Here is a 25424-nt window from a genome sequence, read left to right on the forward strand (position 1 = left end):
ACGAAAGAATGCGGCTCGCGTGAGCCGCATCCGATGACAACACGATTACGACAGCGGCGGCGCCACGAAGTGGGACACCTTCGGCGGCGCGTCGCCGATGTGGAAACCGCGCGCTTCGGCCTGCTGGTCCGCGTCGGCGTGGGTCACACGCTCATGCTGGCGCAGGTGCTCCAGCCACGAGGTCACGAGGAAGTATTCCTGGTAGCGGCCTGGCTGCGCCGCATCCTCGAAGATCCCCCAGGCGTAGGCCCCGTCGCGGCGGCGCTCGGCGCCGACGTGCTGCATGGCCTGCACGAAGTCGGCGCTGCGCGCCGGGTCGATCAGGTATTCAACCGTGATCATGACCGGACCGCGATCATGCGACACCTCTGGATCGATCAGGGGCTCGGGCCAGTGCATCGACGGCGCAAGATCCAGGTCCGCGCCCAGCTGCAGCTTGGCCTTGCGGGTCAGCAGCATCGCAACCACCGAGCCAGCGGCGGCGATCAGCAGCGCGGCGGGCACGCCGGCACGCACCGCCGTCTGACCCCAGATCATGCTGCCTGCGGTCATCGAGCCAAAGAACACCGTCACGAAGATCGCCAGGCCCCGGGCACGCACCCAGTCCGGCAGCGCAACCTGCGCCGAGACATTCAGCGAGGTCAGCACCATGATCCACGAGGCGCCCGCCAGGAAACTGAACGCACCGGCCACCACGGGATGCGGCACCACCGCAAACACCACCAGCGTGAACGCCGTGCCCAACGTGCCGGCCATGACGCTGCGGTCAGGCCCCAGCTTCTTGCGCAGCGGCGGCAGCACCATCGCGCCGATCACCGCGCCCGCCCCGACGCAGCCCAGAATGATGCCGTAGAGCAAGGCGCCGCCCTGCAGCACCTGACGCACGATCACCGGCAGCAAGGCCCAGTAGGCGCTGGCAAACAGGAAGAACGCGACGGCGCGAACCAGCGTGGACTTGAGCGGCTTGCTGTGCAGCGCAAAGCGCACGCCGGCACGCATGGCATGAAACAGCTGCTCGCGCGGCAGGCGCTTTTCAGCGGCGGCGGGCGGCTTCCACCAGATCAGCGCGGCCACGACCACGATGAAGCTGACCGCATTGACGAAGAACGGAATCGCCACGCCGATACTGGTGATCAGCACGCCGGCCAGCGCCGGACCAATGGCGCGGCTGACATTGATGCCCACGCTGTTGGTGGCGATGGCCTGCTGCAGCGACGGACGCGGCACCAGGCTGGGCACGATGGCCTGCCAGGCCGGCGCCGACAGCGCCGTGCCGATGCCCATCAGCAACGTGAAGCCCAGCAGCACCCACGGCGTCGTCAGGCCAAACCACACCACCAGCCCCAGCGCCAGCGCAATGACGCCCATCGCAATCTGCACCATCAGCAGCAGCTTGCGACGGTCCATCGTGTCGGCCAGCGCACCGGCCAGGAGCGACAGCAGGAAGACGGGCAAGGCGCCCGCGGTCTGCACCAGCGCCACGAACATCGGCGACGGCGACAACGACGTCATGAGCCAGCCCGCGCCCACGTCGTGCATCCAGGTGCCGATGTTGGACAGCACGGTGGCGATCCAGATCACTGAAAAGGCGGAGTACGCGAAAGGCGAGGACGGCGGGGCGTCGGCGGGGCGGGTGTCGGCTGTCGTCATGGAAGGCTCCGGGCTGCCAGGCGGTATGGAAAAAAAAGCCCGCGGCATTGGCCGCGGGCCTGGGATTCAGCGAGCGGTAACCGGCGCCGCGACGGGCGCGATCGCCTCGTGTGCGGTCTGCGTGCGCTGACCGGCCTTGTGCACCATCGTGTAGGCGTAATCCACACCCATGCCGTAAGCGCCCGAGTGTTCCTTGACGATTTCCATCACGGCATCATACGAGTCGCGGCGGGCCCAGTCACGCTGCCACTCCAGCAGCACCTGCTGCCAGGTGACCGGCACCACGCCTGCCTGGATCATGCGTTGCATGGCCATGTCATGCGCTTCCTTGGACGTGCCGCCGGACGCGTCGGAGACCATGTAGATCTCGTACTCGCCTTCCAGCATCGCGCTCAGGGCGAAGGTGGTATTGCACACTTCGGTCCAGAGACCGGCCACGATCACCTTCTTGCGGCCATTGGCGGCCAGCTGATCGCGCACCTTCTGGTCGTCCCACGAGTTCATCGAGGTGCGTTCCAGCACTTTCTTTTCCGGGAAGACATCGAGCAATTCCGGATAGGTGTAGCCGGAGAACGATTCGGTCTCGACGGTGGTGATGATGGCCGGAATGTCGAACGCCTTGGCGCCCTTGGCCAGCCCCACGACGTTGTTCTTCAGCGTCTGGCGGTCGATCGACTGCACGCCGAAGGCCATTTGCGGCTGGTGATCGATGAAGATGATCTGGCTGTTTTCGGGGGTCAGCACTTCGAGCTTGGCGGTGGTTTGGGTCATGTCAGTGTCCTTGGAGAGGTAGGTTTGGGGTGTTGCTTGCAGCGCGTCGCTGCCATGACCAGAACTATATTCGGCGGGACAATCTGGCGGTAGATGGCGATTTTTGGCTTCAGCGTTCTTCATATAGAACGATAAGGCGGCCACGCGGCTGAGCCCTCGGGGCTGCCGCGCGGTCGCCTGTCCTTTTCTGATGCACGCGGTTCGATGACGTCACCCGCTATAGCCGAGCGTCTCCCAACGCGCCATCTCAGACCGCATCCCTGGCGCTGTCCGTAAGCCGCCAATACGTTTCATGCACGGCCAGTTTCAGTGCCGTGCTGTCCAGCCCCATCAGTTGCGACGCGTAGACGCCGATGGCGCGCGCCTTGCGCGCCGCATCGACCGCCAGGTGCGCCGGCGTGGCTGTCACGCCGCGCGCCTGCAACTGCGACAGCCGTGCCTGCACGACACCTTGCTGCTGGCGGTATGGCACATCCTCGTAACCGAACCAGGCAACGCCCGGCAACGCATCGCGGATCATCAGGGCGGCGTCGCTGACCCGCACGTGATCGCTGTGGAACAGGCCCAGCGGCATGACCACGGTCGCGGGCGCAAGCCTCATCAGCAGGTGGAACAGACGCTCGGTGATCAGCGGTGCATCCTCGTCCGCCGTCGATGTGTATTGGCTGTCCAGAAAATCCAGCCCCCTTCCGGTCGCGCCCACGCTGCGCAGCGCTTCCCGGTCTTCCGCCAGCCGGCATTCCATCGCGGCGGCGGCATTGGCGAAACCGCAGCGGCGGTCCCAGTCCGTAAGCAGGTTCGGCGTAGGCGCCCGTGCCGTGTACACCGTCACGACCGTACTGCCGGGGCGCGCAGCGAGCAAGCCGGCGCAACTCAGGATGGCGTCATCCAAATGAGGCGATATCACGGCCAGGGGAGATTGGGGCAGCGACGGATCGTCGGCCCAGCTGTGTGCTTGCGCAGAAACCATCGGAATCTTCGATCCGCAGCGGATCGCAGTTGCGGGGGCATTGCTTGCAGCAAATACCATGCCGCAAAGTCCCAGATGCGTGCGGAGCGAACGTGCGGGCACGTAATTTGCGTTACCGCTCTCAACAAAACGGAGCTGTACCGGCATGACACAATCAGAAGGATCGCTTCCCCGTTCCGCCGGCGGCCTGCTTGTCCTGCTGTTGATTGCCTTTGGCGTATTTCTGGCGGCGATGCTGTTTTCCCTGCACTTGTCCGTCGAAAAAAGCGACGACATGTCAGCGATGCGCCAGAGCAAGGAATTGCATCTGGCGATCAGCAACGTCCTGGACGACGTGGCGCAGGCCCCCGCCCGCGCCCGACGCATCCACACGCACCACAGCGGCCGCGGTGCACGCCACCGACCTTGCCATGATCGGCCAACGGCCAGCCGTCGTGAGCGTCATGCGCGTCGCACGGTTTCCGCCCAACCTGGACACGCCGACAATCGCGTCACGGAATCTGCTCGTCAGCGTCCGGTTCATCGATGGCGATTTTTTGCGCGCGTTCTCCCGGGACAACCTGATCGACGCGCTCCATTACCATCCCGTGCGCGCCCGCCATGTGCAGGCCGACGAGCGCGAGGAGCGCCTCCGGTCCTCAGACGGCACCTTGCTCGGCTACCTGATGTGGCGGCCGGATCTGCCCGGTTCCGAACTCTGGCGCGCCATGCTGCCCGCCGTTGCCGCCATGCTCGCCGGCACGCTCATTCTGGTGGCGTTGCTGGCACTGCGCACCTACCGGCTTCTGCGCCAACAGCAGGCGCACCTCTCCGCCCTGCGCAAGGCCCATGTGGAACTGAAGGCGAGCGAAGCGCACGCCCACCATCTTGCCTTTCACGACGTGCTGACCGGCCTGCCAAACCGCGCGTATTTCGGCACCTGTGTCGATCAGGCTTTGGCCCGCCGGCGGCCCGATGCAAGCTGCGCGGTGCTGCTGCTGGATCTGGACCATTTCAAGCAGGTCAACGACACATGGGGCCATGCCGCGGGCGATGCGCTCATCCAGGCGTTCACCCGACGCGTCAAGCTTGCCGTCGGCCCGGAAGACTCGGTCGCGCGCCTGGGCGGTGATGAGTTCGCCGTCCTGATGCAGAACGCCACCGAAGCGGGCGCCACCGATCTGACCCGCCGCATCCTGGCCGATGTGCGCGCGCCTTTCGACCTGCTGGGCGGCCGCGCCTTCGTGGGCGCGAGCATCGGTGTATCGATGGCCCCGCGCGACGGCACCACGCGCAGCGAGCTGCTGCGCAAGGCCGACATCGCGCTCTACCGCGCCAAGGATCTAGGCAGAAACCAGTACAGCTTCTTCGCCCCCGAGATGGACGAAACGCTCAAGGCGAAGGCCGTGATCGAAGAGGATTTGCGCGCCGCGCTGGCGGATAGCGACCAGCTTCAGGTCCACTTCCAGCCGCAGATCGACAGCGGCACGCAGCAGCTCGTGGGCGTTGAAGCGCTGGTGCGATGGAACCACCCGGCCAAGGGCCCCGTGTCGCCGCAGATCTTTGTGCCGGTGGCTGAATCCACCGGCCTCATCGTGCCGCTCGGGGAATGGGTATTGAAACAAGCCTGCCGCGCGGCGCGGCAATGGCCAAGCCTGTCCATTGCGGTAAACCTCTCCCCCAAGCAGTTTCGCGGCGCCGACTTTGCGGAACGCGTCATCGATCTGGTGCGGCGCGCTGATGTCGATCCGGCGCAGATCGAGCTGGAGGTTACTGAAGGCGTGCTCATCGAAGACGACGGCCGGGTGCAGAAGGCTATCGGCAAACTGCGCGCCGCCGGCTTCCGGATCGCGCTGGACGATTTTGGAACGGGTTACTCCAGCTTGAGCTACCTGCAACGGTTTGCCGTCGACAAGATCAAGATTGACCGGAGCTTCGTCGCAAACATCGGAGAGGGCAGCGATTCCACCGCCATCGTGAACGCGGTGGTGACGCTGGGGCGCTCGATGGGCCTGACGGTCAATGCCGAAGGGGTGGAGACGGCCGCACAACGCGACTTCCTGCGTGCTGCCGGATGCGACGAAATGCAGGGATTCCTGTTCTCCAAAGCCGTGCCGGAAGCAGAAATTACAAAACGCCTCCAAAGGGCGCCCGCCGCAACCTAACTGCCCGCACGTCGCCCATCCAGGCCTGGCACGTCGTGCGGCGCGCGGCAAATGTGAAAAAGGGCCGCTTACGCGGCCCTTGCACTTGAACAAAGCTGATATTGCGGGCAGATGGAAAGAAACGATAGGAGTCGTCGCTGCGACCGACTTTATTGCGCGCGACCGACTTTATTTATCCTTCTCAACCGATGTAGCCGCTACCGCGTCACTCCACCGTCACGCTCTTCGCCAGATTCCGCGGCTTATCCACATCCGTGCCGCGTGCGCATGCCGTGTGATACGACAGCAACTGCAGCGGCACCGTGTGCAGAATCGGCGACAGCTTGCCATAGTGTTCCGGCATGCGGATCACGTGCATGCCTTCGGCGCTTTGGATCTTGCTGTCGGCGTCGGCAAACACATACAGCTCGCCGCCACGCGCGCGCACTTCCTTCATGTTGGACTTCAGCTTTTCCAGCAGCTCGTCCTTGGGCGCGATGGTGACGACCGGCATGTGCTCGGTGACCAGCGCCAGCGGGCCGTGCTTCAGTTCACCGGCCGGATAGGCTTCGGCGTGGATGTAGCTGATTTCCTTGAGCTTGAGCGCGCCTTCCAGCGCGATCGGGTAGTGCATGCCGCGGCCCAGGAACAGGGCGTTTTCCTTCGAGGCGAAGCGGTCGGCCCACGCCATGATCTGCGGTTCCAGCGCCAGCACCGAGCCGATGGCGGACGGCAGGTGGCGCAGCGCCTTCAGGTGCTCGGCTTCCTGCTCTTCCATGAGCTTGCCGCGCGTTTGCGCCAGCGCCAGGGTCAGGAGGAACAGCGCGGTGAGCTGGGTAGTGAAGGCCTTGGTCGAAGCCACGCCGATTTCGACGCCGGCGCGCGTGATGTACGACAGCTTGCACTCGCGCACCATCGCGCTGGTGGACACGTTGCAGATGGTCAGCGTGTTTTCCATGCCCAGCGAGCGCGCGTGCTTCAGCGCGGCCAGCGTGTCGGCGGTCTCGCCGGACTGGGAGATCGTCACGACCAGCGAGCGCGGGTTCGGCACGCTGTCGCGGTAGCGGTATTCGCTGGCGATTTCGACGGCGACCGGGATCTTGGCGATCGATTCGATCCAGTACTTGGCGGTCAGGCCCGCGTAGTAGCTGGTGCCGCAGGCCAGGATCAGCAGGGAATCGACTTCCTTGAAGATCTTGTAGGCGTCGTCGCCAAAGAGCTCCGGCGTGATGGATTCGATGTCCTGCAGGGTGTCGCCGACTGCGCGCGGCTGCTCGAAGATTTCCTTCTGCATGTAGTGGCGGTAGGGGCCCAGTTCGGCAGCGCCCGTGTGCACGTGCACGGTGTGCACTTCGCGGTCGACGTTCTTGCCGGCGGCGTCCACGATCCAGACGCGCGACAGTTGCAGGTCGACGACATCGCCGTCTTCCAGGTAGATGATCTGGTCCGTCGTGCCGGCCAGCGCCAGCGCGTCGGACGCCAGGAAGTTCTCGTTCTGGCCCACGCCCACCACCAGCGGCGAGCCTTGACGCGCACCGACCACACGGTGCGGTTCGTCACGGCAGAACACGGCGATGGCGTATGCGCCATGCAGGCGGCGCACGGCGTTCTGCACGGCTTCAAAAAGGTCGCCCGCGTACAGGTGGTTCACCAGGTGCGCGATGACTTCGGTGTCGGTCTGGCTTTCGAAGACGTAGCCGACGGCCTGCAACTCGGCGCGCAGTTCGTCGTGGTTTTCGATGATGCCGTTGTGCACGAGCGCGATGCGCGGCTCATCGTTGCCCAGGTGCGAGAAGTGCGGGTGGGCGTTGTGCGTGGCGGGAACGCCGTGCGTGGCCCAGCGGGTGTGGGCGATGCCGGTGAAGCCTTGGACCTTGTCCTGCGCAACCTGATCGGCCAGTTCGGCCACGCGCTGCGTGCTGCGCGTGCGGCGCAGATGGCCGTCGGCGTAGACGGCGACACCGCAGGAGTCGTAGCCGCGGTATTCCAGGCGCTTCAGGCCTTCAACGAGGATCGGGGTGATGTCGCGCTGGGCGACGGCGCCAACAATGCCGCACATAGGAGTAACTCCGGGTAAGTTCAGTACCGACGCATTGTGCGCGAGCCCTAAAGAAATTTGATTTCTTTATGTTCACTTATTTGGCAGTTAATTCCCTTACACAAATGTGATTAAATTATCTTTCGTCGGATCGACAGATTTGAATTAATCATGCAAAACGCCCCAATTTCCCTGCCCGAACTCGATGATCTGGACCGGCGCATTCTTGAACAGTTACAAGAAGACAGCTCGCTGACCAACCAGGATTTGGCCGCGCGGGTGCACGCGTCGCCGCCGACCTGCCTGAGGCGGGTGCGGCGATTGGTGGAAGAAGGGGTGATCGACCGCCAGGTGGCGATCCTGTCGGCCGAAAAGCTGGGCAGCACGCTGACGGCGATCGTGGAGATCACGCTGGACGTGCAGGCCGCCGAAAGCCTGGACGCCTTCGAGCAAAGCATGGTGACCGAACCGGCGGTGCTGCAGTGCTATCGGGTGTCGCCCGGCCCGGATTTCGTGGTGATCACGCAGGTAAAGGACATGCCGGCCTACCACGCGCTGGTGCATCGCGCCTTCACAGCCCAAGCCAACGTGCGCAATGTGCGCACGTTTTTTTCGGTGCATCGGGCCAAGTTCGAGACGCGGATCGATGTGCGGGGGTGAGGCAGTCGCGCAATTTCATCATGAACGAAGCGCGCCGACCCCGACGGGTGGATAATGCGGCGAAGATGCACGAAAGGCCGTCGCCGATCTTTCAGGAGTTGACCTTGCCAACGCAATTCACCCCGTACCTCGAGATGATAGCCACCCACCTCAACGCCCCCTATGGCGAGGTGGTAAGCCCGACTGATGTCGCCGCCGCACTGCGCCACGGCGATTTGGCGTCGGTTGCGCACGACGCACTTGCGCAAGAATTACTCGCGCATATGTTCTTTGAGCTGGAACCGGAGTTCATTGGTCGAGCCAGCTTTGAAGCGGGTGTGCGCCTCGAAGAAGCTGACGCGCTGTACCAGAACGCCCGCCAGCATTTCGACCTGCCCCGGGCTGTGCGGTGGGAGGAAGCGCTCGAGGGGGTGCTGTGAATGGGGACGTCAAGGAAAGATATCCTGCTTCATCGCGCATCCGGCCCGTGGACGCGTTTGGAATCGCGCGCGCAGGCTCTGGTTGAGGATGCCCGCCATCATGGCGGCGATTCATTCCGGCCTGTACTGGGCGGCGGAACACGCTTGATGCTCGCCCTCAATCATCGAATCAGCGACGATGTTGACCTATTCGTTGATTCGCCAGGATGGCTTCCGTATGTTTCGCCGCGGCTTAACGACCTCTTCGAGAACGAACTGTCGGGCTACAACGAGGACAACGCCCATGTGAAGCTGCGCTTTGCCGAGGGCGAAATCGATTTCGTCGTTGCCGCACCTCTACTGCCGGACACGCCTGATATCTGGAACCCTTCTGCGCCAGAAACCCGCTTTCCTTTGGAGCCGCCGGCCGAGGTGTTGGCGAAAAAACTGTTCTTCCGCGGTTGGGCGCTGACTGCACGGGATTTGTTTGACTGGGCTGTGCTGCAGACCGAAGCGCCTGCAGGCGCAATACCCGAGCAGGCGCTGGCATCGCTTCTAAAAGCCAAGCTTGATGGCTTGGACGCCGCCCTGACGCATATGTTGCAAAGGCCATCTCAACGGGTCGCCTGGGATAGGATCAGAACCGACCGCTTGCCCGATCTGGATAAGACCGCTGCGTGGGCGAAGGAGAAGGTTGCGCAATGGCGCTGACGCCTCAGCATCCGGACCCGTTGCGCATCGCTAGAGGCGTTCAACCCTACCTGCGCCCCACCAGCCGCTCAAACTGCGCCAGGTACCGGTTCCCCATCTTCTGCACGTCGTGTTCATTGCGCACGTACTCATAAGCACGTTCGGTGACCTCGTGCCGAAACCCCGCATCATCCAGGCAACGCGCCATGCCAGCTGCCATCGCCTGATGATCCCCTACGGCGCATAGCACGCCGCGGCCGTCGGCCAGGCTTTCCTTCAGGCCGCCGGCGTCAGTGGACACCACCGGCACGCGCTGCAGGAAGGCGTCCAGCACGCTGCTGCCCAGCGCTTCTTCCTCGGAGCTCATGACGAATACGTCGAGGATGCTGTAGAAGTCTTCCACACCCTTGCGAAAGCCGGCAAAGCGGTAGACGTCTTCGATGCCGAGCTTGTGGGCCTCGTCCTTGGCCTGCTGTTCGCGGTCGCCGCCAGCGCCGAAGTGCAGGAAGACAAAATCACGGCGCGTCTTGGCCAGTTCGCCGATTGCGCGCACCAGCGTGACCGGGTCCTTGTCCCGAATGAGCGCGGCGGAGGTCGCCATGACCTTCTTGCCTTCCAGATCGAACTCGCGAACCAGGTTGGCGACGTTCTCGGCGTTGATCTGATGAGGTTCGACCGCGCTGCGGATGATGACGGGTTCGATGCCCAGGCGGCGCGGCTCGCTGGCCGCCATTTCGCTGATGGCCACGAAGAGGTCGGCGTGGCGCCACTTGTAGCCGGTCTTCCATTCGTCGCCCGGCTTGACCACGAACGACGTGCGGCGCGAGAACGCCACGGGCCGGCGGTGCAGCCATTTGGTCAGCACGGCCCAGGTGATGGTGTTGGCGGTCTGCGCATGGATGATGTCGTAGCGGCCGGCGCCGGCCAGAAAGGCCAGCTGTCCGGGCACGTTGCGCACGGTGTGGGCGACGAATCCTTCCTGGCGGGCGCGCTCGGCCAGCGGCGCGCCTTCGCGGCACATCACTTCGACGTCATGGCCCGCCTTGCGAAAGGCGCGCATGCAATAAAGCGTCTGGCGCTCGCCGCCGCGCCAGCCCTTTTCGAAGTTCAGTTGCAGGATCTTCATGCGCGGCCGATGCCCGAGTACTCGAAGCCCAGGCTGCGCACGTCGGCCGGCGTGTAGAGATTGCGGCCGTCGATGATGAGCGGCGTCTTGAGCAGCGCCTTGACGCGATCGAAGTCGGGCGCGCGAAAGACCTTCCACTCGGTGGCGATGAGCAGCGCGTCCGCGCCGTCCAGCGCGTCGTACATGTCGGCGGCGAAGCTGACGCCTTGATGGCCGGCCAGCACGCGGCCGGCCTCGTGCATGGCCACCGGGTCATAGGCGCGCACCTCGGCGCCGCGGCGCGTGAGTTCGGCGATGGCCGTCAGGCTGGGCGCTTCGCGCATGTCATCGGTGTTGGGCTTGAAGGACAAGCCCCACAACGCGATCTTGCGCCCGCGCAGGTCCTCGCCAAAGCGCGCCACCAGCTTTTCAGCCAGGCGGAACTTCTGCGCGTGGTTCGCGGCCTCGGCGGCCTCGATGACGCGCATCGGCAGGCCATGTTCGGACGCGGTGTTGACCAGCGCCTGCACGTCCTTCGGAAAGCACGAGCCGCCATAGCCCGCGCCCGGGTACAGGAAGTGATAGCCGATGCGCGGGTCCGCGCCGATGCCGCGGCGCACCTGTTCAACGTCGGCGCCCAGCACTTCGGCCAGGTTCGCCATTTCGTTCATGAACGAAATGCGCGTGGCCAGCATGGCATTGGCGGCGTACTTGGTCAGTTCGGCCGAGCGCACGTCCATCACCATCAGGCGGTCGTGGGTGCGCTGGAAGGGTTCATAGATGCGGCGCATGACGCCGATCGTGTAGTCGTCGTCCGCGCCGACGATCACGCGGTCCGGACTCATGAAGTCGTTGATGGCCGCGCCTTCCTTCAGGAATTCCGGATTGGACGCCACCGTGAACGGGATGTCGACGCCGCGCTCGGCCAGTTCCTTGGCGACCGCGGCGCGCACCTTGTCGGCCGTGCCGACGGGCACCGTGGACTTGTCCACGATCAGCTTGCGCGAGGTCATGTGGCGCGCGATGTTCTGCGCGGCGGCCAGCACGTACTTGAGATCGGCGGAACCGTCTTCGCCGGGCGGGGTGCCCACGGCGATGAACTGGACGTCGCCGAACGCGACGCTTTGCGCGATGTCGTCGGTGAAGTGCAGGCGCCCGGCCTGCACGTTGCGGCGCACCAGGTCTTCGAGGCCCGGCTCGTAAATGGGAATGCCGCCCTGGCGCAGCAGCGCTATCTTGGCCGCATCCACGTCCAGGCACATGACATCGTTGCCCATGTCCGCCAGGCACGCTCCCGACACCAATCCTACGTAACCGGTACCCACGACCGTGATCTTCATGCCTGTGCGCCTTCAAAATAGGTAATCTTCGCGCCCGGAAAGTGAAACCGGGCGCCGGCCGCCATTATAGAAGCGGCCCGCGCCCGGGGGGCCGGGCGGGGTTAGAGGGGTGTTGGACCGCTGCCGCCGCTAGGCCCGCAGCTTGTTGAAGCGGACGGTGTTGACCACCACGGCCAGCGCCGCGCACACCGTGCCCAGCACCAGGGCCAGCCCCGGTCCGTGAGCCGCGCTTACGCTGAAGGCGATGGCCACCAGCGCCGTGCCAAAGCTCTGGCCGAACACCCGGGTCGTGGCCTGCAGGCCGCCCGCCGCGCCGCTGCGCAGCCGGGGCGCGGCAGACAGCAGCGCGCGGTTGTTGGGCGTCTGGAAAAAGCCGAAGCCCACGCCCGCCACGAACATGCCGGCGATGACGGGCCAGTTCGACACCGTGGATGGCAGGAGCGCCAGCCAAAGCATGCCCGCGACCATCGTCGCCGCGCCAATGCCGCTGAGCGTAGCGGCGGAGTAGCGGTCCGACAGGCGTCCAGCCAGCGGCGCGATGATGGCCGTGCCGACGGGCCATGCGCCCATCAGCATGCCCACCTCAAGGTAAGGCCGGCCCAGCACCTGCTGGAAGTAAAACGGCAGCGACACGTAGGACGCCATCTGGGCGGCGAAGGTGCAGGCCGAGGCGCCCACCGCGAATGCCACCGGGCGGATGCGCAGCAGGTCCACCGGCACCAGCGGCGCGGTCTGCTGGCTGGCGCGGCGCACCAGCACCAGCCCGGCCACCGCCGAGATCGCGACCAGGCCGATGCCCCGCAGCAGCTCCTCGCCCATCATGTCCACGCCCGAAATGAAGACGCCCAGCGTCGCCATGCACAGCAGCGCGCTGATCCAGTCCAGCTTCACATCGTTGCGCGGCACTTCCGGCAGATGGCGCAGGCCAAACATGGCAAGCGCGCAGATCGGCAGGTTGACGGCGAAGATCCACGGCCACGGCGCCACGGACAGGATGGCCGAGCCGATGGTGGGCCCGAGCACCGACATGACCGCCACCGTGGTGGCATTGATGCTGATGCCCCGGCCCAGCATCTTGAGCGGATAGATGTTGCGCACCAGGCCGCCGAACATGCACATGAGCGTGGCCGCCCCCAGCCCCTGGAACACGCGCGCGGCGGTCAATTGCCACAACGTGCCGGCAAGCGCGCAGCCCAGCGAGGCCAGCGTGAACAGCACCAGCCCGAACGTGAACATGCGGCGAAAGCCGATGCGCTCGGCCAGCGCGGACAGCGGCAAGAGCGCCATCACGACGGCAAGGTTGTAGGCGTTGACGATCCAGACTGCCTGCGCGGGCAGGGCGTTCAGATCCTTGGCGATCGTGGGCAGCGCCACGTTGGCGATGGTGGTGTCCAGCACCGACAGGCTGATGCCCGTCATCACAGTGGCCGCCGCCCAGTACCGGCGCGGCGCCGGCAGGCCGTCGGGGTGCGCGGGCCTGGCCCCGCCCCCCGGGGCCGCTTCCTGATCCTGCGTCACGACTTCTTTACCGGGCGCTGCCATCCGTCAACGGTGACCTGCTTGGGACGCGACACGGTCAGCTTGTCGGCCGGCGCGTCACGCGTGAGGGTGGTGCCGGCGCCCAGCGTCGCGCCACGGCCCACGCGCACCGGCGCGACGAGCTGCGTGTCCGAGCCGATGAAGGCGTCGTCTTCGACGACGGTGCGGTGCTTGTTCACGCCGTCGTAGTTGCAGGTGATGGTGCCCGCGCCCACGTTCACGCGCGCACCGATGTCCGCGTCGCCGATGTACGCAAGGTGGTTGGCCTTGCTGTCCGCACCCAGCACGCTCTTCTTGATCTCGACGAAGTTGCCGACATGGCTGCGGTCGCCCAGTTCGGCGCCGGGACGCAGGCGGGCGTAGGGGCCCACGCGCGCATCGCGGCCGACTTCGGCCTGCTGCAGATGGCTGAAGGCCTCGATGTGCGTGCCCGCGCCGACGCTGACGTCACGCAGCACGCAATGCGGGCCCACGCGCACGCCGTCGGCCAGGGACACCTGGCCTTCGAAGACGCAGCCCACGTCGATGAAGACATCGCGGCCGCAAGTGAGCGTGCCGCGCACGTCAAAGCGCGCCGGGTCGGCCAGCGTGACACCGGCTTCAAGCTGGCGGCGGGCCTGCTCGGCTTGCCAGCGGCGCTCCAGTTCGGCCTGCTGCACGCGGCTGTTCACGCCCAGCGTTTCCCAGGCGGCGCCCGGCTGGGCCGCGCCCACGGGCACTTCGTCGACAACGGCCAGCCCGACCACGTCGGTCAGGTAGTACTCGCCCTGGGCGTTGTTGTTGTCAATGCGGGTGAGCCAGTTCTTCAGCTTCGCGGTGGGCGCGGTGAGGATGCCGGTGTTCACTTCCTTGATCTCGCGCTCGGCTTCCGAGGCATCCTTGTGTTCGACGATGCGGCACACGCTGCCCTTGGCGTCGCGCACGATGCGGCCATAACCGGTGGAATCGGCCAGCACTTCGGTCAGCACGGCGGTGCCCTGGCCGCGCGCGTCCAGAAGGCGCTTGAGCGTTTCCGGCTGCACCAGCGGCACGTCGCCGTACAGCACCAGCGTCACGTCGTCCTTGCCGTCGCCTTCCAGCAGTTGCGGCACGGCCTGCTGCACGGCGTGACCCGTGCCCTGCTGCGGCTGCTGCAGCACGAAGTGCAGATCCGGCTGGCCTTCGAATGCCTGCTTGACGCGATCGGCGCCATGGCCGACCACCACGACGATGCGCGCGGGATTCAGTTGGCGTGCGCTGTCCAGCACATGCGCCAGCATGGGTTTGCCGGCCAGCGTGTGCAGCACTTTAGGAAGGTCGGACTGCATGCGTTTACCCAGTCCGGCGGCAAGAATCACTACATTAAGCATAAGTTCCAGTAGGTTGAGAGACGGGCGGGCGGCCTTGCGGCGGCTCCGCGTGTCGATTGAAGGATGGTGTCAAGGCTTGCCGTCGGCAGGCCCGTTTTTCTTGGCTGTCTTGGCCGCTGGCTTGGCCGCTTTCTTGGCGGCGGCCGGCTTGCGTGCGGTGGCGGCGGGCTTGGCCGCGGGTTTGCCGGACTTGGCAGCCGTCTCGGCCGACGCCTTGGGATTTGCGGGTTCGGACTTGGCGCTGGTGGCCGCGCCCGGTGCGCTGGCGGGCATGGACGCCGCGGTGGCGGCCGCGATCTGATTGAATTGCTGCTGCAGCAACTCCCACCACGCCTTGGAGGCCGACTGCGCCGCAGCGCCCATCTGCTCGCTCATGGCCGCGGCCGACTCCGGCCCGGTGGCGGTGTCTTCGCCCTGCGCATTGGCGCCGGACTGCGCGCCGGCATTTTCACTGGCAGCCGCGGCATTGCCGGACGGCGCGGACGCGGCTGTCTTGGGCGCGGGCTTCAAGCCCAGTGCGACTTCCAGCGGCGACGGCGCCCCGGCTTCCGGGGTTGCGCCCATGTCCATGCGCGAGGCACTGTCCACGAAGGCGCGCAGGGTGCTGATGGTGGAGCGTTGCACCTCCATGCCCTGGATGGTGCTGGAGAGCATGCTCAGGTTCATGCGCAGCCAGTTCTCCACCGAGCGCAGTTCGGCGATGCGGCGGTCCAGGTCTTCGAGATTCATGGGCGGCGCCATGGGCAGGCTGCTGGCAAGACCGCCGGGGCCAGTCAGGCCGGCCCAGGCCTGGCGCATCATCTCCATGCTGGCCAGAAGCGGATTGCCCGAGAGATCGGAATTCTGGCCCATGCCGGGCAGGACGAACGGGTTGTTGAATTGGTCGCTCATTCCAGATCTCTCCATAGTGGGATGCTTGCCGTCGTCGGCCGGGATCAGCCGGGCAGCAACTGATTGTTCTCCACGCGCACGTGGTCGCCGGAGGCAAACGAGAACGGCTGCGCGCTGCGGAACTGGCGCTTGCTGCCGTCATTCATGCGGACCGTGAGCTCATAGTGCGTCACTGTTTGTTGCTGTCTGATATTACGCTCAACTTCACGGCCTGCCAAAGCGCCGCCGACCGCGCCCAGCACCGTCAGCGCGGTCTTGCCGTTGCCTCCACCAAACTGATTACCCACAACGCCGCCGGCCACGCCGCCCGCGATGGTCCCGACCAGATGGTTGCTGTCATCCTTGGCGGGCACCTGCACCTGGCGAATGGTCTCGACCACGCCGCAGCTGGCGCACGCCTGCTGTGCGGGCGCGGCGGCCGGACGCGGGACCGGGGCGGCCTGCGCTTGCTGCGCCTCGCGCATCTGGCCGGCGGGCCTGCCCGCTCCAGGCGGCTCGGCAGCCGGCGCAGGCGCCAGGTTGGCGTCCTCGGGGCCGGCCTCGGCCACGGCTTGTTCCGCGTGCGGGTTAGCCGACGGCGACGGCAGCCAGCCCAGCACGGCGGCCACGCCCACCGAGCACATGACGATGACGGCGATCGCTGCGGCGGCAAGCAGCGGATGCAGGCCGCGGCGCGGCGACGCGGTAGAGGTCGAAGTATTCATGACGATGCTCCATCGTAACTAACCGGCAGTGGTATAGCACCCGCGCGCGGTTTCGGCATGTTGCGATGGTGACCCTTCATTGCAGGGCGGATGAAGGGTGGATGGAGGGTGGACAGGGTGGGGCATTCGTGGACAATAGGCGCATGGATTCGATCACGCTGCCCCAACTCGAACAGGCCATCAACTACTGGCGCAACACGTCGCCCTCGGTGGGTGAAGAGGCGCGCTTGTGTCCCGAAGCGGCCGCGCTTGCCACGCCCTACGCCTTGATGATCATCGCGCATCGGCGCGATATTTCCGCCGCCGAACTCAGCGACAAGGCCCGCGCCGCATTGGCCGCGTGGGCGGCGGCAAAGGCCTGAGCCCGCCCGGGGGAATCAACCCTTCAGCAGCGCCTGGATGTCCTGCGTCAGCGCGTCCACGCCGACGTTGTTGTTGACCAGCACGCGCGATTCTCCCTTGCCGTCCAGCAGGTAGAACGCGGCCGTGTGGTCCATCGTGTAATTGCCGTCCTTGGTGGGCGCCTTGGCGTAATAGGCCTTGAACGAGGCCGCCGCCTTCTTGACCTGGTCGGGCGTGCCCGTCAGGCCCAGGAACCGCGGATCGAACGCCGTGACGTACTGCTTGAGCACCTCAGGCGTGTCGCGCTCGGGGTCCACCGAGATCAGCAGCACCTGGACGCGATCGGCATCCGGACCCAGCTTCTTCATGACTTCGGTCAGTTCAGCCAGCGCCGTGGGGCACACGTCTGGACACTGCGTGAAACCGAAGAACACGACCACGACCTTGCCGGAAAAGTCCGACAGCTGGCGCAGCTTGCCGTTGTGGTCGGGCAGTTCCATGCCGCGGCCCAATTGCGTGCCGGTGATATCGCTACCCTTGAAGACGGGCTTGCTGTCGCCGCAGGCAGCCAGGGCGGCGGCGACGGCGGCAGCTGCGCCCAGTCGCAGGGCCAGCCGGCGGCTGGCGGAAAACACGGACATCGTCAACCTCCAGGGGGTCAGCGCAACAGGGCGACCCAGTGGTCCACCAGCAGGGCGCCAAACAGCAGCGCCAGGTAGAGAATGGAAAAACGGAACATGCTGCGGGCCAGCTCGTCGCTGTATGCGCGGTACAGGCGCCACGCATACGACACGAACATGCCGCCCAGCACCAGCGCCGACAGCAGATACAGTTCGCCGCTCATGCGGATGGCGTAGGGCAACAGCGTGGTCGCCATCAACGCCAGGCTGTACAGCAGGATGTGCAGGCGCGTGAACTGGTTGCCGTGGGTGACCGGCAGCATGGGCAGGCCGGCCTTGGCGTAATCGTGGTTGCGGTAAAGCGCCAGCGCCCAGAAGTGCGGCGGCGTCCAGATGAAGATGATGAGGACCAGCACCCAGGCCTCGGCCGGCACAGAATCGGCGACGGCCGCCCAGCCCAGCGCCGGTGGCATCGCGCCCGAGAGGCCGCCGATCACGATGTTCTGCGGCGTGCGCGGCTTGAGGATGATGGTGTAGATGATGGCGTAGCCCACAAACGTGGCGAACGTCAGCCACATGGTGAGCGGGTTGACCATGTGGTAGAGCACGAACATGCCCGCGCCGCCCAGCAGACCCGACAGGCTCAGCACCTGGAATGCCGAAATGGTGCCGCGCGCCGTGGCCCGGCGCGCGGTGCGCAGCATGCGGGCGTCGACTTCCTGTTCGATCAGGCAGTTGATGGCGAAGGCGGCGGCGGCCAGCAGCCAGATACCGATCGTGCCGAACAGCACCCGGCGCATGTCCGGGATGCCGGGCGCCGCGAGGAACATGCCGATCACGGCGCAAAACACAGCCAGCTGCGTGACGCGCGGCTTGGTGAGAACGAGGTACTGGCGGAGCAATCCGGATTGAGGAGCGGCAAGACTGGTCATAGTGGACCTCATTTTAAACGCGCACCAAATTGGGGTCGTACCGCCCCGCCGGCTCGCGGCCGGCAGACGCCAGCCGCACCAACAACACCACGGCCGACAATGTCAGGCCCGCCGCGCCCCCATTGTGCAGGACGGCGATCAGAAGCGGCCACTGAAAGAAGATGGTGGTCAGCCCCGTGAACAGCTGCGCGGCCAACAGGGCCAACATCAGCGTGGCCGGGCCGCGCAGGCCGGGTTCGGCGGCGCGCAGCCGCCAGGCCAGGATGCCCAGGTAGACGAACACCACAAAGGCGAAATTGCGATGCACCCAGTGGATCGCGGTCAGCGCGGGCTGCGAGATCATTTCGCCGGACGGCAGTTCGCCCAGCCCCCGGATGACCGAATAGCCGCCGTGAAAGTCCATTTCCGGCACCCATTGCCCGTGGCACGTGGGAAAGTCCATGCAGGCCAGCGCCGCATAGTTGGTGCTGACCCAGCCGCCCAACGTGACCTGCACCAGCAGCAGCCCGAATCCGACCGCCACCCACGGCTTCCACCGCACGGCCTCGGCGCTGACGGGCAGGTGCGGGCGCTCGCGCGAGGACAGCCAGGTCATCAACGCCAGCACCGACAGGCCAAACACCAGGTGGGCCGTCACGACGGCGGGCATGAGCTTGTGGGTCACGGTCCACGCGCCGAACGCGCCCTGCACGCACACGGCAACCAGCGTGGTGATGGCCAGCGCGGGCGAACGGCCCAGTTCGCGGCGATAGCGCCAGGCCATGTAGACGATGCCGATGATGAGCATGCCCAGGATGGCGCCGACGTAGCGGTGGATCATTTCGATCCAGGCCTTGGACAGCGTCACCGGGCCGAAGGGCATGGCCTGCGAGGCTTCGTGGATGTCGCCCATCGCGCCGATCGGCGTGACGCTGCCGTAGCAGCCGGGCCAGTCCGGACAGCCCAGCCCGGAATCGGTCAGGCGCACGAAGGCGCCGAACATGATGAGGTCCAGCGTCAGGAACCAGGTGAAGAAAACCAGCTTGCGATAACGCGCTTTGATGCGTTCCATATCAAAACCAAAAAACCATTCAACCAATGCGCGAGTTATAGACCAGCTTGCTGATGTCCTTGCGCACCCGCACACCATCCGCCTCGGCGGGATACTGCATCATCAGATTGCCCAGCGGATCGATCACCCAGATCGGATCCTGCAGGCCGGGCTGCCCCGCGGCCGTGTCGCGCGCCAGCAGGAATCGCGCCAGCTGGTCCGGATCCACCCGCACCATGACCGTGCCCTTGTACGCCTCCAGCACCTTGTCCGGCACCACCGCATCATCGGTGATGAACCACACGCGCGCCAGCCGATCCACGTTCTTGCCCTGGCTGGCGTGGCTGTTGCGGGTGATGAAGAGCTTGCGCGCGCAGCTTTCGGGGCAGGCCGCGCCATCGGCGGCCACCAGCAGCCACTTGCCCTTCAGGCTCTGCAGGTCGAACGGCTTGCCGTCCAGCGTGGTCAGGCGCAGTTCGGACGCTTCGGGCATCGGGCGTTGCGGCGACAGGAGCGTGCCGTAATTGCTGGAATCGCTGGGCCACCATTGCGGGTTCATGTAGACCACGAACGCGGCGACGATGGGCGCCAGCGAGCACAGGAACACCAGCACCATCGGCATCAGCGAACGCTTGCGTGCGGGCTTGTTGGATGAAATGTCGCGAGCCACTTTGTATCCTGGAATAGCGTTGGTCATCTGCGTGCCCGCATGCGAGCCTGCGCCTGCTGGTCCACGCGTTGGCGCCTGCGGCGGATGGCGCCCCCCAGCACCACCAGCCAGGCAATCGCCGCAATTGCGCCGAAAGCGAACCACTGTACCGCGTACGACGTGTTCTGCTGGAAATCCACCGACGGCTGGGGCCAGTCGCGCACCAGGCCGTCGTCCACCTGGCCGCCCTGGCTCAGCACCGTGGGCAGCAGATTCAAGCCAGTCGCGCGCGCGTAGTCGTCCAGCGGCAGGTTCTGCACTTGCGGCACCGCGCCGCCCGCAACCGGCAGCGCCGCGGGCAGCGCGGAGGCGTCGGCGCCTCCCAGCGACCACAGTTCAAACAGGCGCGGCACGCGCACGGACAGCTCGCCTTGCACGGTCTGCATGCCCTCGGGCGTGGCCGGCAGCTGCGGCTCGCCCTGGCCCTGGATCACGCGCGGCAGCCAGCCCCGCAGCACCAGCACCGCGCGATTCGTGGCCGCATCCAGCAACAGCGGCGTGGCCAGCCAGTAGCCCGGCCTGCCGTCGTGGTTGCGATTGTCCAGCAGTACACTGAATTGCGGCAGCCATGTCCCGCTGGCCTGCGCCACGCGCCACGGCGTCATGTCCGCGGGCGGCGTCGCCGGCGTCAGAAGCAGGGGCGCTTGCTTGCGGCCGGCTTCGATCGCGGCCAGAATGGCGCGTCGCTCATCGCTGCGGCGCATCTGCCATTGTCCCAGCGACACCAGGACCACCACGGCGAGGCCAAGCAACAATAAGGCGGCTACCGTGTAGCGGGTGGAATGCGGTCGGGACATCTGTCGTTGCTAAATCTGAATTGTCGGGAGACCACAATGCGCGTTTTCGTCGTTCTGGCCTTCATCGGGATATTGGCCAGTCTGGCATCCGCCCTGGTCTACCTGATGCGGGACAAAGGTACCACCAACCGCACGGTCAACGCGCTGACGGTCCGGATCGGCCTGTCGGTCGCCCTGTTCCTGTTCGTGCTGTTCGCCCATTACATGGGGTGGATCGAGAGCACCGGATTTAGATAGGCTGCCCGCCGCCCGGTTCCCCGGGCCTCGCGTGACGCCTGCCGCCGCGCCCCGCCAGATGGGCTGAAAGCGCGACGGAGGCCGGCTTGCCGCCCGGCTCCCTTCGCGCTTTCCCTGCCGCAACGGCCGCCGGCGCTGCCGGCCGCCGTCAGGGCCAATGCGGTCAGAACCAATACACGAACAGGTACAGGCCCAGCCACACCACGTCGACAAAGTGCCAGTACCAGGCCGCGCCTTCGAACCCGAAGTGATGATCCGGCGTGAAATGGCCGCGGATCAGGCGGATCAGGATGACCGTGAGCATCGTGGCGCCCAGGATCACGTGGAATCCGTGAAAGCCGGTCAGCATGTAGAACAGCGACCCGTACGCGCCCGAATTGAACTTCAGGTTCAGGTCGCGGTAGGCGTGGATGTATTCGAACGCCTGGCAGCCCACGAAGACAAAGCCCAGGATGACGGTGGCCGCCAGCCAGAACTTGGCCTTGCCGCGGTGGTTCTCACGCAGCGCATGGTGGGCAATGGTGAGCGTGACGCCGGAGCTCAGCAGCAGCGCCGTGTTGATCGTGGGCAGCCAGAACGGACCCACGGTCTGGAAGGGTTCGACCACGCCCGCCGGGCCGAAGTTGGGCCAGGCCGCCTGGAAGTCCGGCCACAGCATCAGTCGGTGGTCGATGTCGCCCAGCCACGGCGTCGTGATGGTGCGCGTGTACCAGAGCGCGCCAAAGAACGCGGCAAAGAACATGACCTCGGAGAAGATGAACCAGCTCATGCTCCAGCGGTACGAGCCGTCGATGCGCTTGCTGTTCAGGCCGATCTCGGACTCGTGGATGGCGTCGCCAAACCAGTAATACATCACGATGATCACGCCAATGAATCCGACCAGCACGGACCACTTGCCCCAATCGGCGCCGTTGACCCAGGCCGCGGCCCCCAGGCCCATGAAGAGCAGTGCCACGGCCATGCGCACGGGATGGCCCGAGTCGGCGGGGACAAAGTAGTACGGTGCCTCTTTACCTTGAACCGAGTGACTTGCACTCATGGCTTTCTCCCTGGTACAGATTTAGATTTAGGTAATTCAAGTCAGGCTGGAAACAGCCCAACGAACAATTAAAACCAGCACAGTCACAAAGATTGCCGCTGCCAGCAGCCCGGCCACGATGACGTGGACGGGATTGAGCTTGGCGCTGTCCTCACGGTAGCCCGCGCCCTTGCGCACGCCGAAGAACCCCCACGCCACCGCCTTCATCGTCTGAAGGAAGCTCAGCTTGCGCTGAGACGTTTCGCGAAGGTCGTCGCTCATGGCCGGAGGCTCTAGCCCACCGCCTTGCCGGTCAGCAAGGCCGAACCGCGGATCACCGTCCAGGCAAACACGGCAATGACGAAAACCAGAAGAACCAGTCCTGCGATCTTGTTACGACGGCGCTGCTCGGGTGTCATTGCTGTGCGGCCTGAAACATGGATAAGGGATTACTTCACTTCGGGCGGCGTTTCAAAGGTGTGGAACGGGGCGGGCGACGGCACCGTCCATTCCAGTCCTTCGGCGCCTTCCCACGGCTTGGCCGGGGCCGGTTCGCCCTTGCCCATGTAGCAGCGCAGGATCGCAACCAGGAAAATCAGCTGCGACAGGCCGAACCAGAACGCGCCGATGGTGGCGAGCTGATGGAACGTCGTGAACTGCGCGGCGTAGTCGGCGTAACGGCGCGGCATGCCCGCCAGACCCAGGAAGTGCATCGGGAAGAAGGTCACGTTGAACGAGATCAGCGTGGACCAGAAGTGCAGCTTGCCCAGCTTTTCGCTGTACATGCGGCCCGTCCACTTGGGCACCCAGTAGTAAGCGCCGGCAAACAGCGCGAACAGGGAACCGGCCACCAGCACGTAGTGGAAGTGAGCCACCACGTAGTAGGTGTCGTGGACCTGGATGTCGATCGGCGCCACCGACAGGATCAGGCCCGTGAAGCCGCCCATCGTGAACACGAAGATGAAGCCGATGGAAAACAGCATCGGCGTCTCGAACGTCATGGAACCGCGCCACATCGTCGCGACCCAGTTGAACACCTTCACCCCGGTCGGGATGGAGATGAGCATGGTGGCGTACATGAAGTAGAGCTGGCCGGTCACCGGCATGCCCGTCGTGAACATGTGGTGCGCCCAAACGATGAACGACAGCACGGCGATGGAGGCGGTGGCGTACACCATCGAGGCGTAGCCGAAGAGCTTCTTGCGGGCGAACGCGGGGACGATGGCCGACACGATGCCGAACGCCGGCAAGATCATGATGTAGACCTCGGGGTGCCCGAAGAACCAGAACACGTGCTGGTACAGGACCGGGTCACCGCCGGCAGCGGCGTTGAAGAAGCCCGTGCCGAAGTGGCGGTCGGTCAGCACCATGGTGATGGCGGCGGCCAGCACCGGCATCACGGCCAAGAGCAGGAACGCGGTGATCAGCCAGGTCCAGCAGAACAGCGGCATCTTCATCAGCGTCAGGCCGGGCGCGCGCATGTTCAGCACGGTCACGATGATGTTGATGGCGCCCATGATGGACGAGGCGCCCATGATGTGGATGGCGAAGATGGCCAGGTCCATGCCCGGGCCCATCTGCAGCGACAGGGGCGCGTACAGCGTCCAGCCCGCGGCGGTGGCGCCGCCCGGCACGAAGAACGAGGCGGTCAGCATGATCGCGGCAACCGGCAGCAGCCAGAAGCTGAAGTTGTTCATGCGCGCGAACGCCATGTCGGACGCGCCGATCTGCATCGGGATCATCCAGTTCGCAAAGCCCACGAAGGCCGGCATGATGGCGCCGAACACCATGATCAGGCCGTGCATCGTGGTGAACTGGTTGAACAGTTCGGGGCGGAAGAACTGCAGGCCGGGCTCGAAGAGTTCGGTGCGCAGCAGAAGGGCCAGCGTGCCGCCCTCCAGAAGCATGACGAACGAGAAGATGAGATACATCGTCCCGATGTCTTTGTGGTTCGTTGCAAAAAGCCACCGGCGCCAGCCCGTGGGCACGCCGTGATGGTGGTCATCGTGACCGTGGCCGTGGCCCGGCGACACGTGGTCTACAGTGACGCTGCTCATGATGGACTCCTTCCTGCTGAGTGCCAGCCCCGTCCAACGGGGCGGCAGGGTATCTCTGACTAAACGGAACCGGTTCTACGGTGAAGGAACGGCGCGCGCGCAATCAGCGCGCGGGCGTGATGTCCTTCGGTAGAACCGTCGGGTCCTGCCCCTTGCCGGCATTGCTCCAGGCATGGCGCGTATAGCTGATGACCGCTGCGATCTCGACATCGTTGAGCTGCCCGCCGAACGCCGCCATGGCGGTGCCGGGCTTGCCCTTCAGCACGGTGTTGATCTGCTCCCCCTTGGGACCCAGAACAACCTTGTCTCCGTCGAGCGGCGGGAAGGAACCGGGAATGCCCTTGCCGTTGGCCTGGTGGCAGGCCACGCAATTCGCCGCGAAAACCTTTTCGCCGCGGGCAACCAGTTCGGCTTCCGTCCACTCTTTATTGGGATCGTCGGCGTTTGCCGCCATCTTCTTCTTTTGGTCTTCAACCCACTTATCGTAGTCGGCTTGCGCCAGGACTTCCACGACGATGGGCATGAAGGCGTGGTCCTTGCCGCACAATTCCGCGCACTGGCCACGATAGATGCCAGGCTTTTCGGCGTTGAACCAGGTGTCGCGAAGGAACCCGGGGATCGCGTCCTGCTTCACGCCGAAGTCCGGAATCATCCACGAGTGGATGACGTCGGCAGCCGTGAGGACGATGCGGATCTTCTTGTTGGCGGGAACGACCAGATGGTTGTCCACTTCCATCAGATAGAACTCGCCCTTGGGCTCGCGGTTCTCGATCTGGGCGCGCGGCGTGGAAAGCGTGGAGAGGAACTTGATGCCGGCGGCAGAGCCGTCGAGGTATTCGTAGCCCCACTTCCATTGATAGCCGGTGACCTTGACGGTCAGGTCGGCGCTGGAAGTGTCTTTCATGGCGACGACCGTCTTGGTGGCCGGCAACGCCATGGCGATGACGATGATGAAGGGAATCACGGTCCAGGCGACTTCGACACCCAGATGTTCGTGGAAGGTCGCCGCCTTGTGGCCGCGGGACTTCCGGTGCGCCCAGATGGAGTAGAACATCACTCCGAAGACGCCGATGAAAATCACAATACAGATCGTGAGCAGCAACCAATGCAGCCACATGATGTCGCGCGAAATCGCGGTGACGCCTTCATGCAGGTTCAGCTGATTGACCTTCGGACCGCCGGGCATGTTTTGCACCTGGGCACCGGCCACGCCGCCAATCAGCATCGCACAAGCCCCCAGTATCCCTCTCCACTTCTTCATGCTTACCTCGAAATACGGCGCGAAGGCCCATTTGCTGGTGGCGGAAGTCACCGGAATACGGGCAACACGCAATTATTAGATGGCAGGGCGATGCAGGGAGATAGAGCGGCCCTGTCGTTCCCTCTCGAAATCACAAAGAAACTGGCGGATTATAGCGGACGCGCAAACAGATGTAATTTAGTGCTCTTGAATT

Annotated in this window: 26 protein-coding genes; 6 read left to right on the plus strand and 20 right to left on the minus strand. The window is 65.1% G+C overall.

Annotation, left to right across the window (positions count from 1 at the left end; translation table 11 throughout):
• Nucleotides 1-45: 45 nt before the first annotated feature.
• The 3 genes from KVT32_RS10110 to KVT32_RS10120 form a co-directional block, all read right to left on the minus strand.
• Complete coding sequence (locus tag KVT32_RS10110; protein WP_217618126.1) at nucleotides 46-1650, minus strand: MFS transporter; 1605 nt, start codon at nucleotides 1648-1650, stop codon at nucleotides 46-48.
• Nucleotides 1651-1716: 66 nt separating this feature from the next.
• A complete protein-coding gene (locus KVT32_RS10115) occupies nucleotides 1717-2421 on the minus strand; it encodes a hydrolase (protein WP_217618127.1) in 705 nt (234 codons plus the stop codon).
• A gap of 247 nt (nucleotides 2422-2668) precedes the next feature.
• A complete protein-coding gene (locus KVT32_RS10120; protein WP_217618128.1) occupies nucleotides 2669-3688 on the minus strand; it encodes a PIG-L deacetylase family protein in 1020 nt (339 codons plus the stop codon).
• A 92-nt stretch (nucleotides 3689-3780) separates the two neighbouring features.
• Here KVT32_RS10120 and KVT32_RS10125 point away from each other — a divergent pair, with 92 nt between their 5' ends.
• Nucleotides 3781-5535, plus strand: coding sequence for an EAL domain-containing protein (locus tag KVT32_RS10125; protein ID WP_217618129.1), 1755 nt, complete (start codon nucleotides 3781-3783; stop codon nucleotides 5533-5535).
• Nucleotides 5536-5740: 205 nt separating this feature from the next.
• On the opposite strand, the gene glmS is transcribed toward KVT32_RS10125, so the two are convergent.
• The gene (gene glmS / locus KVT32_RS10130) at nucleotides 5741-7573 is read right to left on the minus strand and encodes a glutamine--fructose-6-phosphate transaminase (isomerizing) (protein ID WP_217618130.1); all 1833 of its coding nucleotides are present in this window, start codon (nucleotides 7571-7573) and stop codon (nucleotides 5741-5743) included.
• Nucleotides 7574-7723: 150 nt separating this feature from the next.
• On the opposite strand from glmS, the gene KVT32_RS10135 reads away from it, so the two are divergent.
• The 3 genes from KVT32_RS10135 to KVT32_RS10145 are packed head-to-tail and all read left to right on the plus strand — an operon-like array spanning nucleotide 7724 to nucleotide 9321.
• The gene (locus tag KVT32_RS10135; protein ID WP_217618131.1) at nucleotides 7724-8212 is read left to right on the plus strand and encodes an Lrp/AsnC family transcriptional regulator; all 489 of its coding nucleotides are present in this window, start codon (nucleotides 7724-7726) and stop codon (nucleotides 8210-8212) included.
• A 20-nt stretch (nucleotides 8213-8232) separates the two neighbouring features.
• Entirely contained in the window at nucleotides 8233-8631 is a 399-nt protein-coding gene (locus KVT32_RS10140; RefSeq protein WP_254636835.1) for a hypothetical protein, read from the plus strand.
• A complete protein-coding gene (locus tag KVT32_RS10145; RefSeq protein WP_217618132.1) occupies nucleotides 8632-9321 on the plus strand; it encodes a nucleotidyl transferase AbiEii/AbiGii toxin family protein in 690 nt (229 codons plus the stop codon). It begins immediately after the preceding gene.
• Between the two features lie 46 nt (nucleotides 9322-9367).
• Here KVT32_RS10145 and KVT32_RS10150 read toward each other — a convergent pair whose 3' ends face one another.
• The 6 genes from KVT32_RS10150 to KVT32_RS10175 form a co-directional block, all read right to left on the minus strand.
• Nucleotides 9368-10426, minus strand: a complete 1059-nt coding sequence (locus KVT32_RS10150) for a glycosyltransferase family 4 protein (protein ID WP_217618133.1) — start codon at nucleotides 10424-10426, stop codon at nucleotides 9368-9370.
• On the minus strand, nucleotides 10423-11745 hold the full coding sequence (locus tag KVT32_RS10155) for a UDP-glucose/GDP-mannose dehydrogenase family protein (RefSeq protein ID WP_217618134.1): 1323 nt from the start codon (nucleotides 11743-11745) through the stop codon (nucleotides 10423-10425). The genes KVT32_RS10150 and KVT32_RS10155 overlap by 4 nt, the downstream gene beginning before the upstream one ends.
• Before the next feature lie 129 nt (nucleotides 11746-11874).
• Nucleotides 11875-13263 carry an MFS transporter gene (locus KVT32_RS10160; protein WP_371825577.1) on the minus strand — a complete coding sequence of 463 codons (1389 nt, stop codon included), beginning with the start codon at nucleotides 13261-13263 and terminating at the stop codon, nucleotides 11875-11877.
• Nucleotides 13260-14633, minus strand: a complete 1374-nt coding sequence (gene glmU, locus KVT32_RS10165; protein ID WP_175156378.1) for a bifunctional UDP-N-acetylglucosamine diphosphorylase/glucosamine-1-phosphate N-acetyltransferase GlmU — start codon at nucleotides 14631-14633, stop codon at nucleotides 13260-13262. Before glmU ends, KVT32_RS10160 begins: the two co-directional genes overlap by 4 nt.
• A gap of 69 nt (nucleotides 14634-14702) precedes the next feature.
• Nucleotides 14703-15524, minus strand: a complete 822-nt coding sequence (locus tag KVT32_RS10170) for a PhaM family polyhydroxyalkanoate granule multifunctional regulatory protein (protein WP_217618136.1) — start codon at nucleotides 15522-15524, stop codon at nucleotides 14703-14705.
• Between the two features lie 44 nt (nucleotides 15525-15568).
• A complete protein-coding gene (locus KVT32_RS10175) occupies nucleotides 15569-16228 on the minus strand; it encodes a glycine zipper 2TM domain-containing protein (RefSeq protein WP_175156376.1) in 660 nt (219 codons plus the stop codon).
• Nucleotides 16229-16371: 143 nt separating this feature from the next.
• Here KVT32_RS10175 and KVT32_RS10180 point away from each other — a divergent pair, with 143 nt between their 5' ends.
• Entirely contained in the window at nucleotides 16372-16590 is a 219-nt protein-coding gene (locus KVT32_RS10180; protein WP_152383151.1) for a DUF3717 domain-containing protein, read from the plus strand.
• Between the two features lie 15 nt (nucleotides 16591-16605).
• Here KVT32_RS10180 and KVT32_RS10185 read toward each other — a convergent pair whose 3' ends face one another.
• From KVT32_RS10185 to KVT32_RS10205, 5 genes are all read right to left on the minus strand, one after another.
• On the minus strand, nucleotides 16606-17211 hold the full coding sequence (locus KVT32_RS10185; RefSeq protein ID WP_175156374.1) for an SCO family protein: 606 nt from the start codon (nucleotides 17209-17211) through the stop codon (nucleotides 16606-16608).
• 17 nt (nucleotides 17212-17228) lie between these two features.
• Nucleotides 17229-18122, minus strand: a complete 894-nt coding sequence (gene cyoE / locus KVT32_RS10190; RefSeq protein ID WP_056320311.1) for a heme o synthase — start codon at nucleotides 18120-18122, stop codon at nucleotides 17229-17231.
• 13 nt (nucleotides 18123-18135) lie between these two features.
• Entirely contained in the window at nucleotides 18136-19173 is a 1038-nt protein-coding gene (locus tag KVT32_RS10195; RefSeq protein ID WP_175156373.1) for a heme A synthase, read from the minus strand.
• A gap of 19 nt (nucleotides 19174-19192) precedes the next feature.
• A complete protein-coding gene (locus KVT32_RS10200) occupies nucleotides 19193-19774 on the minus strand; it encodes a hypothetical protein (RefSeq protein ID WP_142055878.1) in 582 nt (193 codons plus the stop codon).
• Nucleotides 19775-19845: 71 nt separating this feature from the next.
• Nucleotides 19846-20658 carry an SURF1 family protein gene (locus KVT32_RS10205; RefSeq protein ID WP_056320317.1) on the minus strand — a complete coding sequence of 271 codons (813 nt, stop codon included), beginning with the start codon at nucleotides 20656-20658 and terminating at the stop codon, nucleotides 19846-19848.
• Between the two features lie 36 nt (nucleotides 20659-20694).
• Here KVT32_RS10205 and KVT32_RS10210 point away from each other — a divergent pair, with 36 nt between their 5' ends.
• A complete protein-coding gene (locus tag KVT32_RS10210; protein WP_056320319.1) occupies nucleotides 20695-20895 on the plus strand; it encodes a twin transmembrane helix small protein in 201 nt (66 codons plus the stop codon).
• Nucleotides 20896-21058: 163 nt separating this feature from the next.
• Here the strand turns inward: KVT32_RS10210 and KVT32_RS10215 are convergent, their stop codons facing one another.
• From KVT32_RS10215 to coxB, 5 genes are all read right to left on the minus strand, one after another.
• On the minus strand, nucleotides 21059-21934 hold the full coding sequence (locus KVT32_RS10215) for a cytochrome c oxidase subunit 3 (protein ID WP_062840199.1): 876 nt from the start codon (nucleotides 21932-21934) through the stop codon (nucleotides 21059-21061).
• A 36-nt stretch (nucleotides 21935-21970) separates the two neighbouring features.
• Nucleotides 21971-22195, minus strand: coding sequence for a DUF2970 domain-containing protein (locus KVT32_RS10220; RefSeq protein WP_056565538.1), 225 nt, complete (start codon nucleotides 22193-22195; stop codon nucleotides 21971-21973).
• 11 nt (nucleotides 22196-22206) lie between these two features.
• A complete protein-coding gene (locus KVT32_RS10225; protein ID WP_216639588.1) occupies nucleotides 22207-22332 on the minus strand; it encodes a cytochrome oxidase small assembly protein in 126 nt (41 codons plus the stop codon).
• A gap of 30 nt (nucleotides 22333-22362) precedes the next feature.
• Nucleotides 22363-23970 (minus strand): cytochrome c oxidase subunit I, encoded by a 1608-nt coding sequence (gene ctaD / locus KVT32_RS10230; protein ID WP_062840198.1) that lies wholly within the window; start codon nucleotides 23968-23970, stop codon nucleotides 22363-22365.
• A 103-nt stretch (nucleotides 23971-24073) separates the two neighbouring features.
• The gene (gene coxB, locus KVT32_RS10235) at nucleotides 24074-25231 is read right to left on the minus strand and encodes a cytochrome c oxidase subunit II (RefSeq protein WP_056320329.1); all 1158 of its coding nucleotides are present in this window, start codon (nucleotides 25229-25231) and stop codon (nucleotides 24074-24076) included.
• Nucleotides 25232-25424: the final 193 nt, after the last annotated feature.

It is taken from the genome of Achromobacter sp. GbtcB20, assembly GCF_019091095.1.
Lineage (GTDB): Bacteria > Pseudomonadota > Gammaproteobacteria > Burkholderiales > Burkholderiaceae_B > Achromobacter > Achromobacter mucicolens.

Bases quoted from the DNA above. Each gene is read 5' to 3' on its own strand.
- KVT32_RS10145 (WP_217618132.1), top strand. From the start codon at position 8,632: ATGGGGACGTCAAGGAAAGATATCCTGCTTCATCGCGCATCCGGCCCG.
- KVT32_RS10220 (WP_056565538.1), bottom strand. From the start codon at position 22,195: ATGAGCGACGACCTTCGCGAAACGTCTCAGCGCAAGCTGAGCTTCCTT.
- KVT32_RS10155 (WP_217618134.1), bottom strand. From the start codon at position 11,745: ATGAAGATCACGGTCGTGGGTACCGGTTACGTAGGATTGGTGTCGGGA.
- KVT32_RS10115 (WP_217618127.1), bottom strand. From the start codon at position 2,421: ATGACCCAAACCACCGCCAAGCTCGAAGTGCTGACCCCCGAAAACAGC.
- KVT32_RS10140 (WP_254636835.1), top strand. From the start codon at position 8,233: ATGAACGAAGCGCGCCGACCCCGACGGGTGGATAATGCGGCGAAGATG.
- KVT32_RS10200 (WP_142055878.1), bottom strand. From the start codon at position 19,774: ATGCCGATGGTGCTGGTGTTCCTGTGCTCGCTGGCGCCCATCGTCGCC.
- KVT32_RS10175 (WP_175156376.1), bottom strand. From the start codon at position 16,228: ATGAATACTTCGACCTCTACCGCGTCGCCGCGCCGCGGCCTGCATCCG.
- glmS (WP_217618130.1), bottom strand. From the start codon at position 7,573: ATGTGCGGCATTGTTGGCGCCGTCGCCCAGCGCGACATCACCCCGATC.
- KVT32_RS10205 (WP_056320317.1), bottom strand. From the start codon at position 20,658: ATGTCCCGACCGCATTCCACCCGCTACACGGTAGCCGCCTTATTGTTG.
- KVT32_RS10225 (WP_216639588.1), bottom strand. From the start codon at position 22,332: ATGACACCCGAGCAGCGCCGTCGTAACAAGATCGCAGGACTGGTTCTT.
- glmU (WP_175156378.1), bottom strand. From the start codon at position 14,633: ATGCTTAATGTAGTGATTCTTGCCGCCGGACTGGGTAAACGCATGCAG.
- KVT32_RS10215 (WP_062840199.1), bottom strand. From the start codon at position 21,934: ATGAGTGCAAGTCACTCGGTTCAAGGTAAAGAGGCACCGTACTACTTT.
- KVT32_RS10195 (WP_175156373.1), bottom strand. From the start codon at position 19,173: ATGGAACGCATCAAAGCGCGTTATCGCAAGCTGGTTTTCTTCACCTGG.
- ctaD (WP_062840198.1), bottom strand. From the start codon at position 23,970: ATGAGCAGCGTCACTGTAGACCACGTGTCGCCGGGCCACGGCCACGGT.
- coxB (WP_056320329.1), bottom strand. From the start codon at position 25,231: ATGAAGAAGTGGAGAGGGATACTGGGGGCTTGTGCGATGCTGATTGGC.
- KVT32_RS10110 (WP_217618126.1), bottom strand. From the start codon at position 1,650: ATGACGACAGCCGACACCCGCCCCGCCGACGCCCCGCCGTCCTCGCCT.
- cyoE (WP_056320311.1), bottom strand. From the start codon at position 18,122: ATGACCAGTCTTGCCGCTCCTCAATCCGGATTGCTCCGCCAGTACCTC.
- KVT32_RS10180 (WP_152383151.1), top strand. From the start codon at position 16,372: ATGGATTCGATCACGCTGCCCCAACTCGAACAGGCCATCAACTACTGG.
- KVT32_RS10185 (WP_175156374.1), bottom strand. From the start codon at position 17,211: ATGTCCGTGTTTTCCGCCAGCCGCCGGCTGGCCCTGCGACTGGGCGCA.
- KVT32_RS10135 (WP_217618131.1), top strand. From the start codon at position 7,724: ATGCAAAACGCCCCAATTTCCCTGCCCGAACTCGATGATCTGGACCGG.
- KVT32_RS10150 (WP_217618133.1), bottom strand. From the start codon at position 10,426: ATGAAGATCCTGCAACTGAACTTCGAAAAGGGCTGGCGCGGCGGCGAG.
- KVT32_RS10170 (WP_217618136.1), bottom strand. From the start codon at position 15,524: ATGAGCGACCAATTCAACAACCCGTTCGTCCTGCCCGGCATGGGCCAG.
- KVT32_RS10210 (WP_056320319.1), top strand. From the start codon at position 20,695: ATGCGCGTTTTCGTCGTTCTGGCCTTCATCGGGATATTGGCCAGTCTG.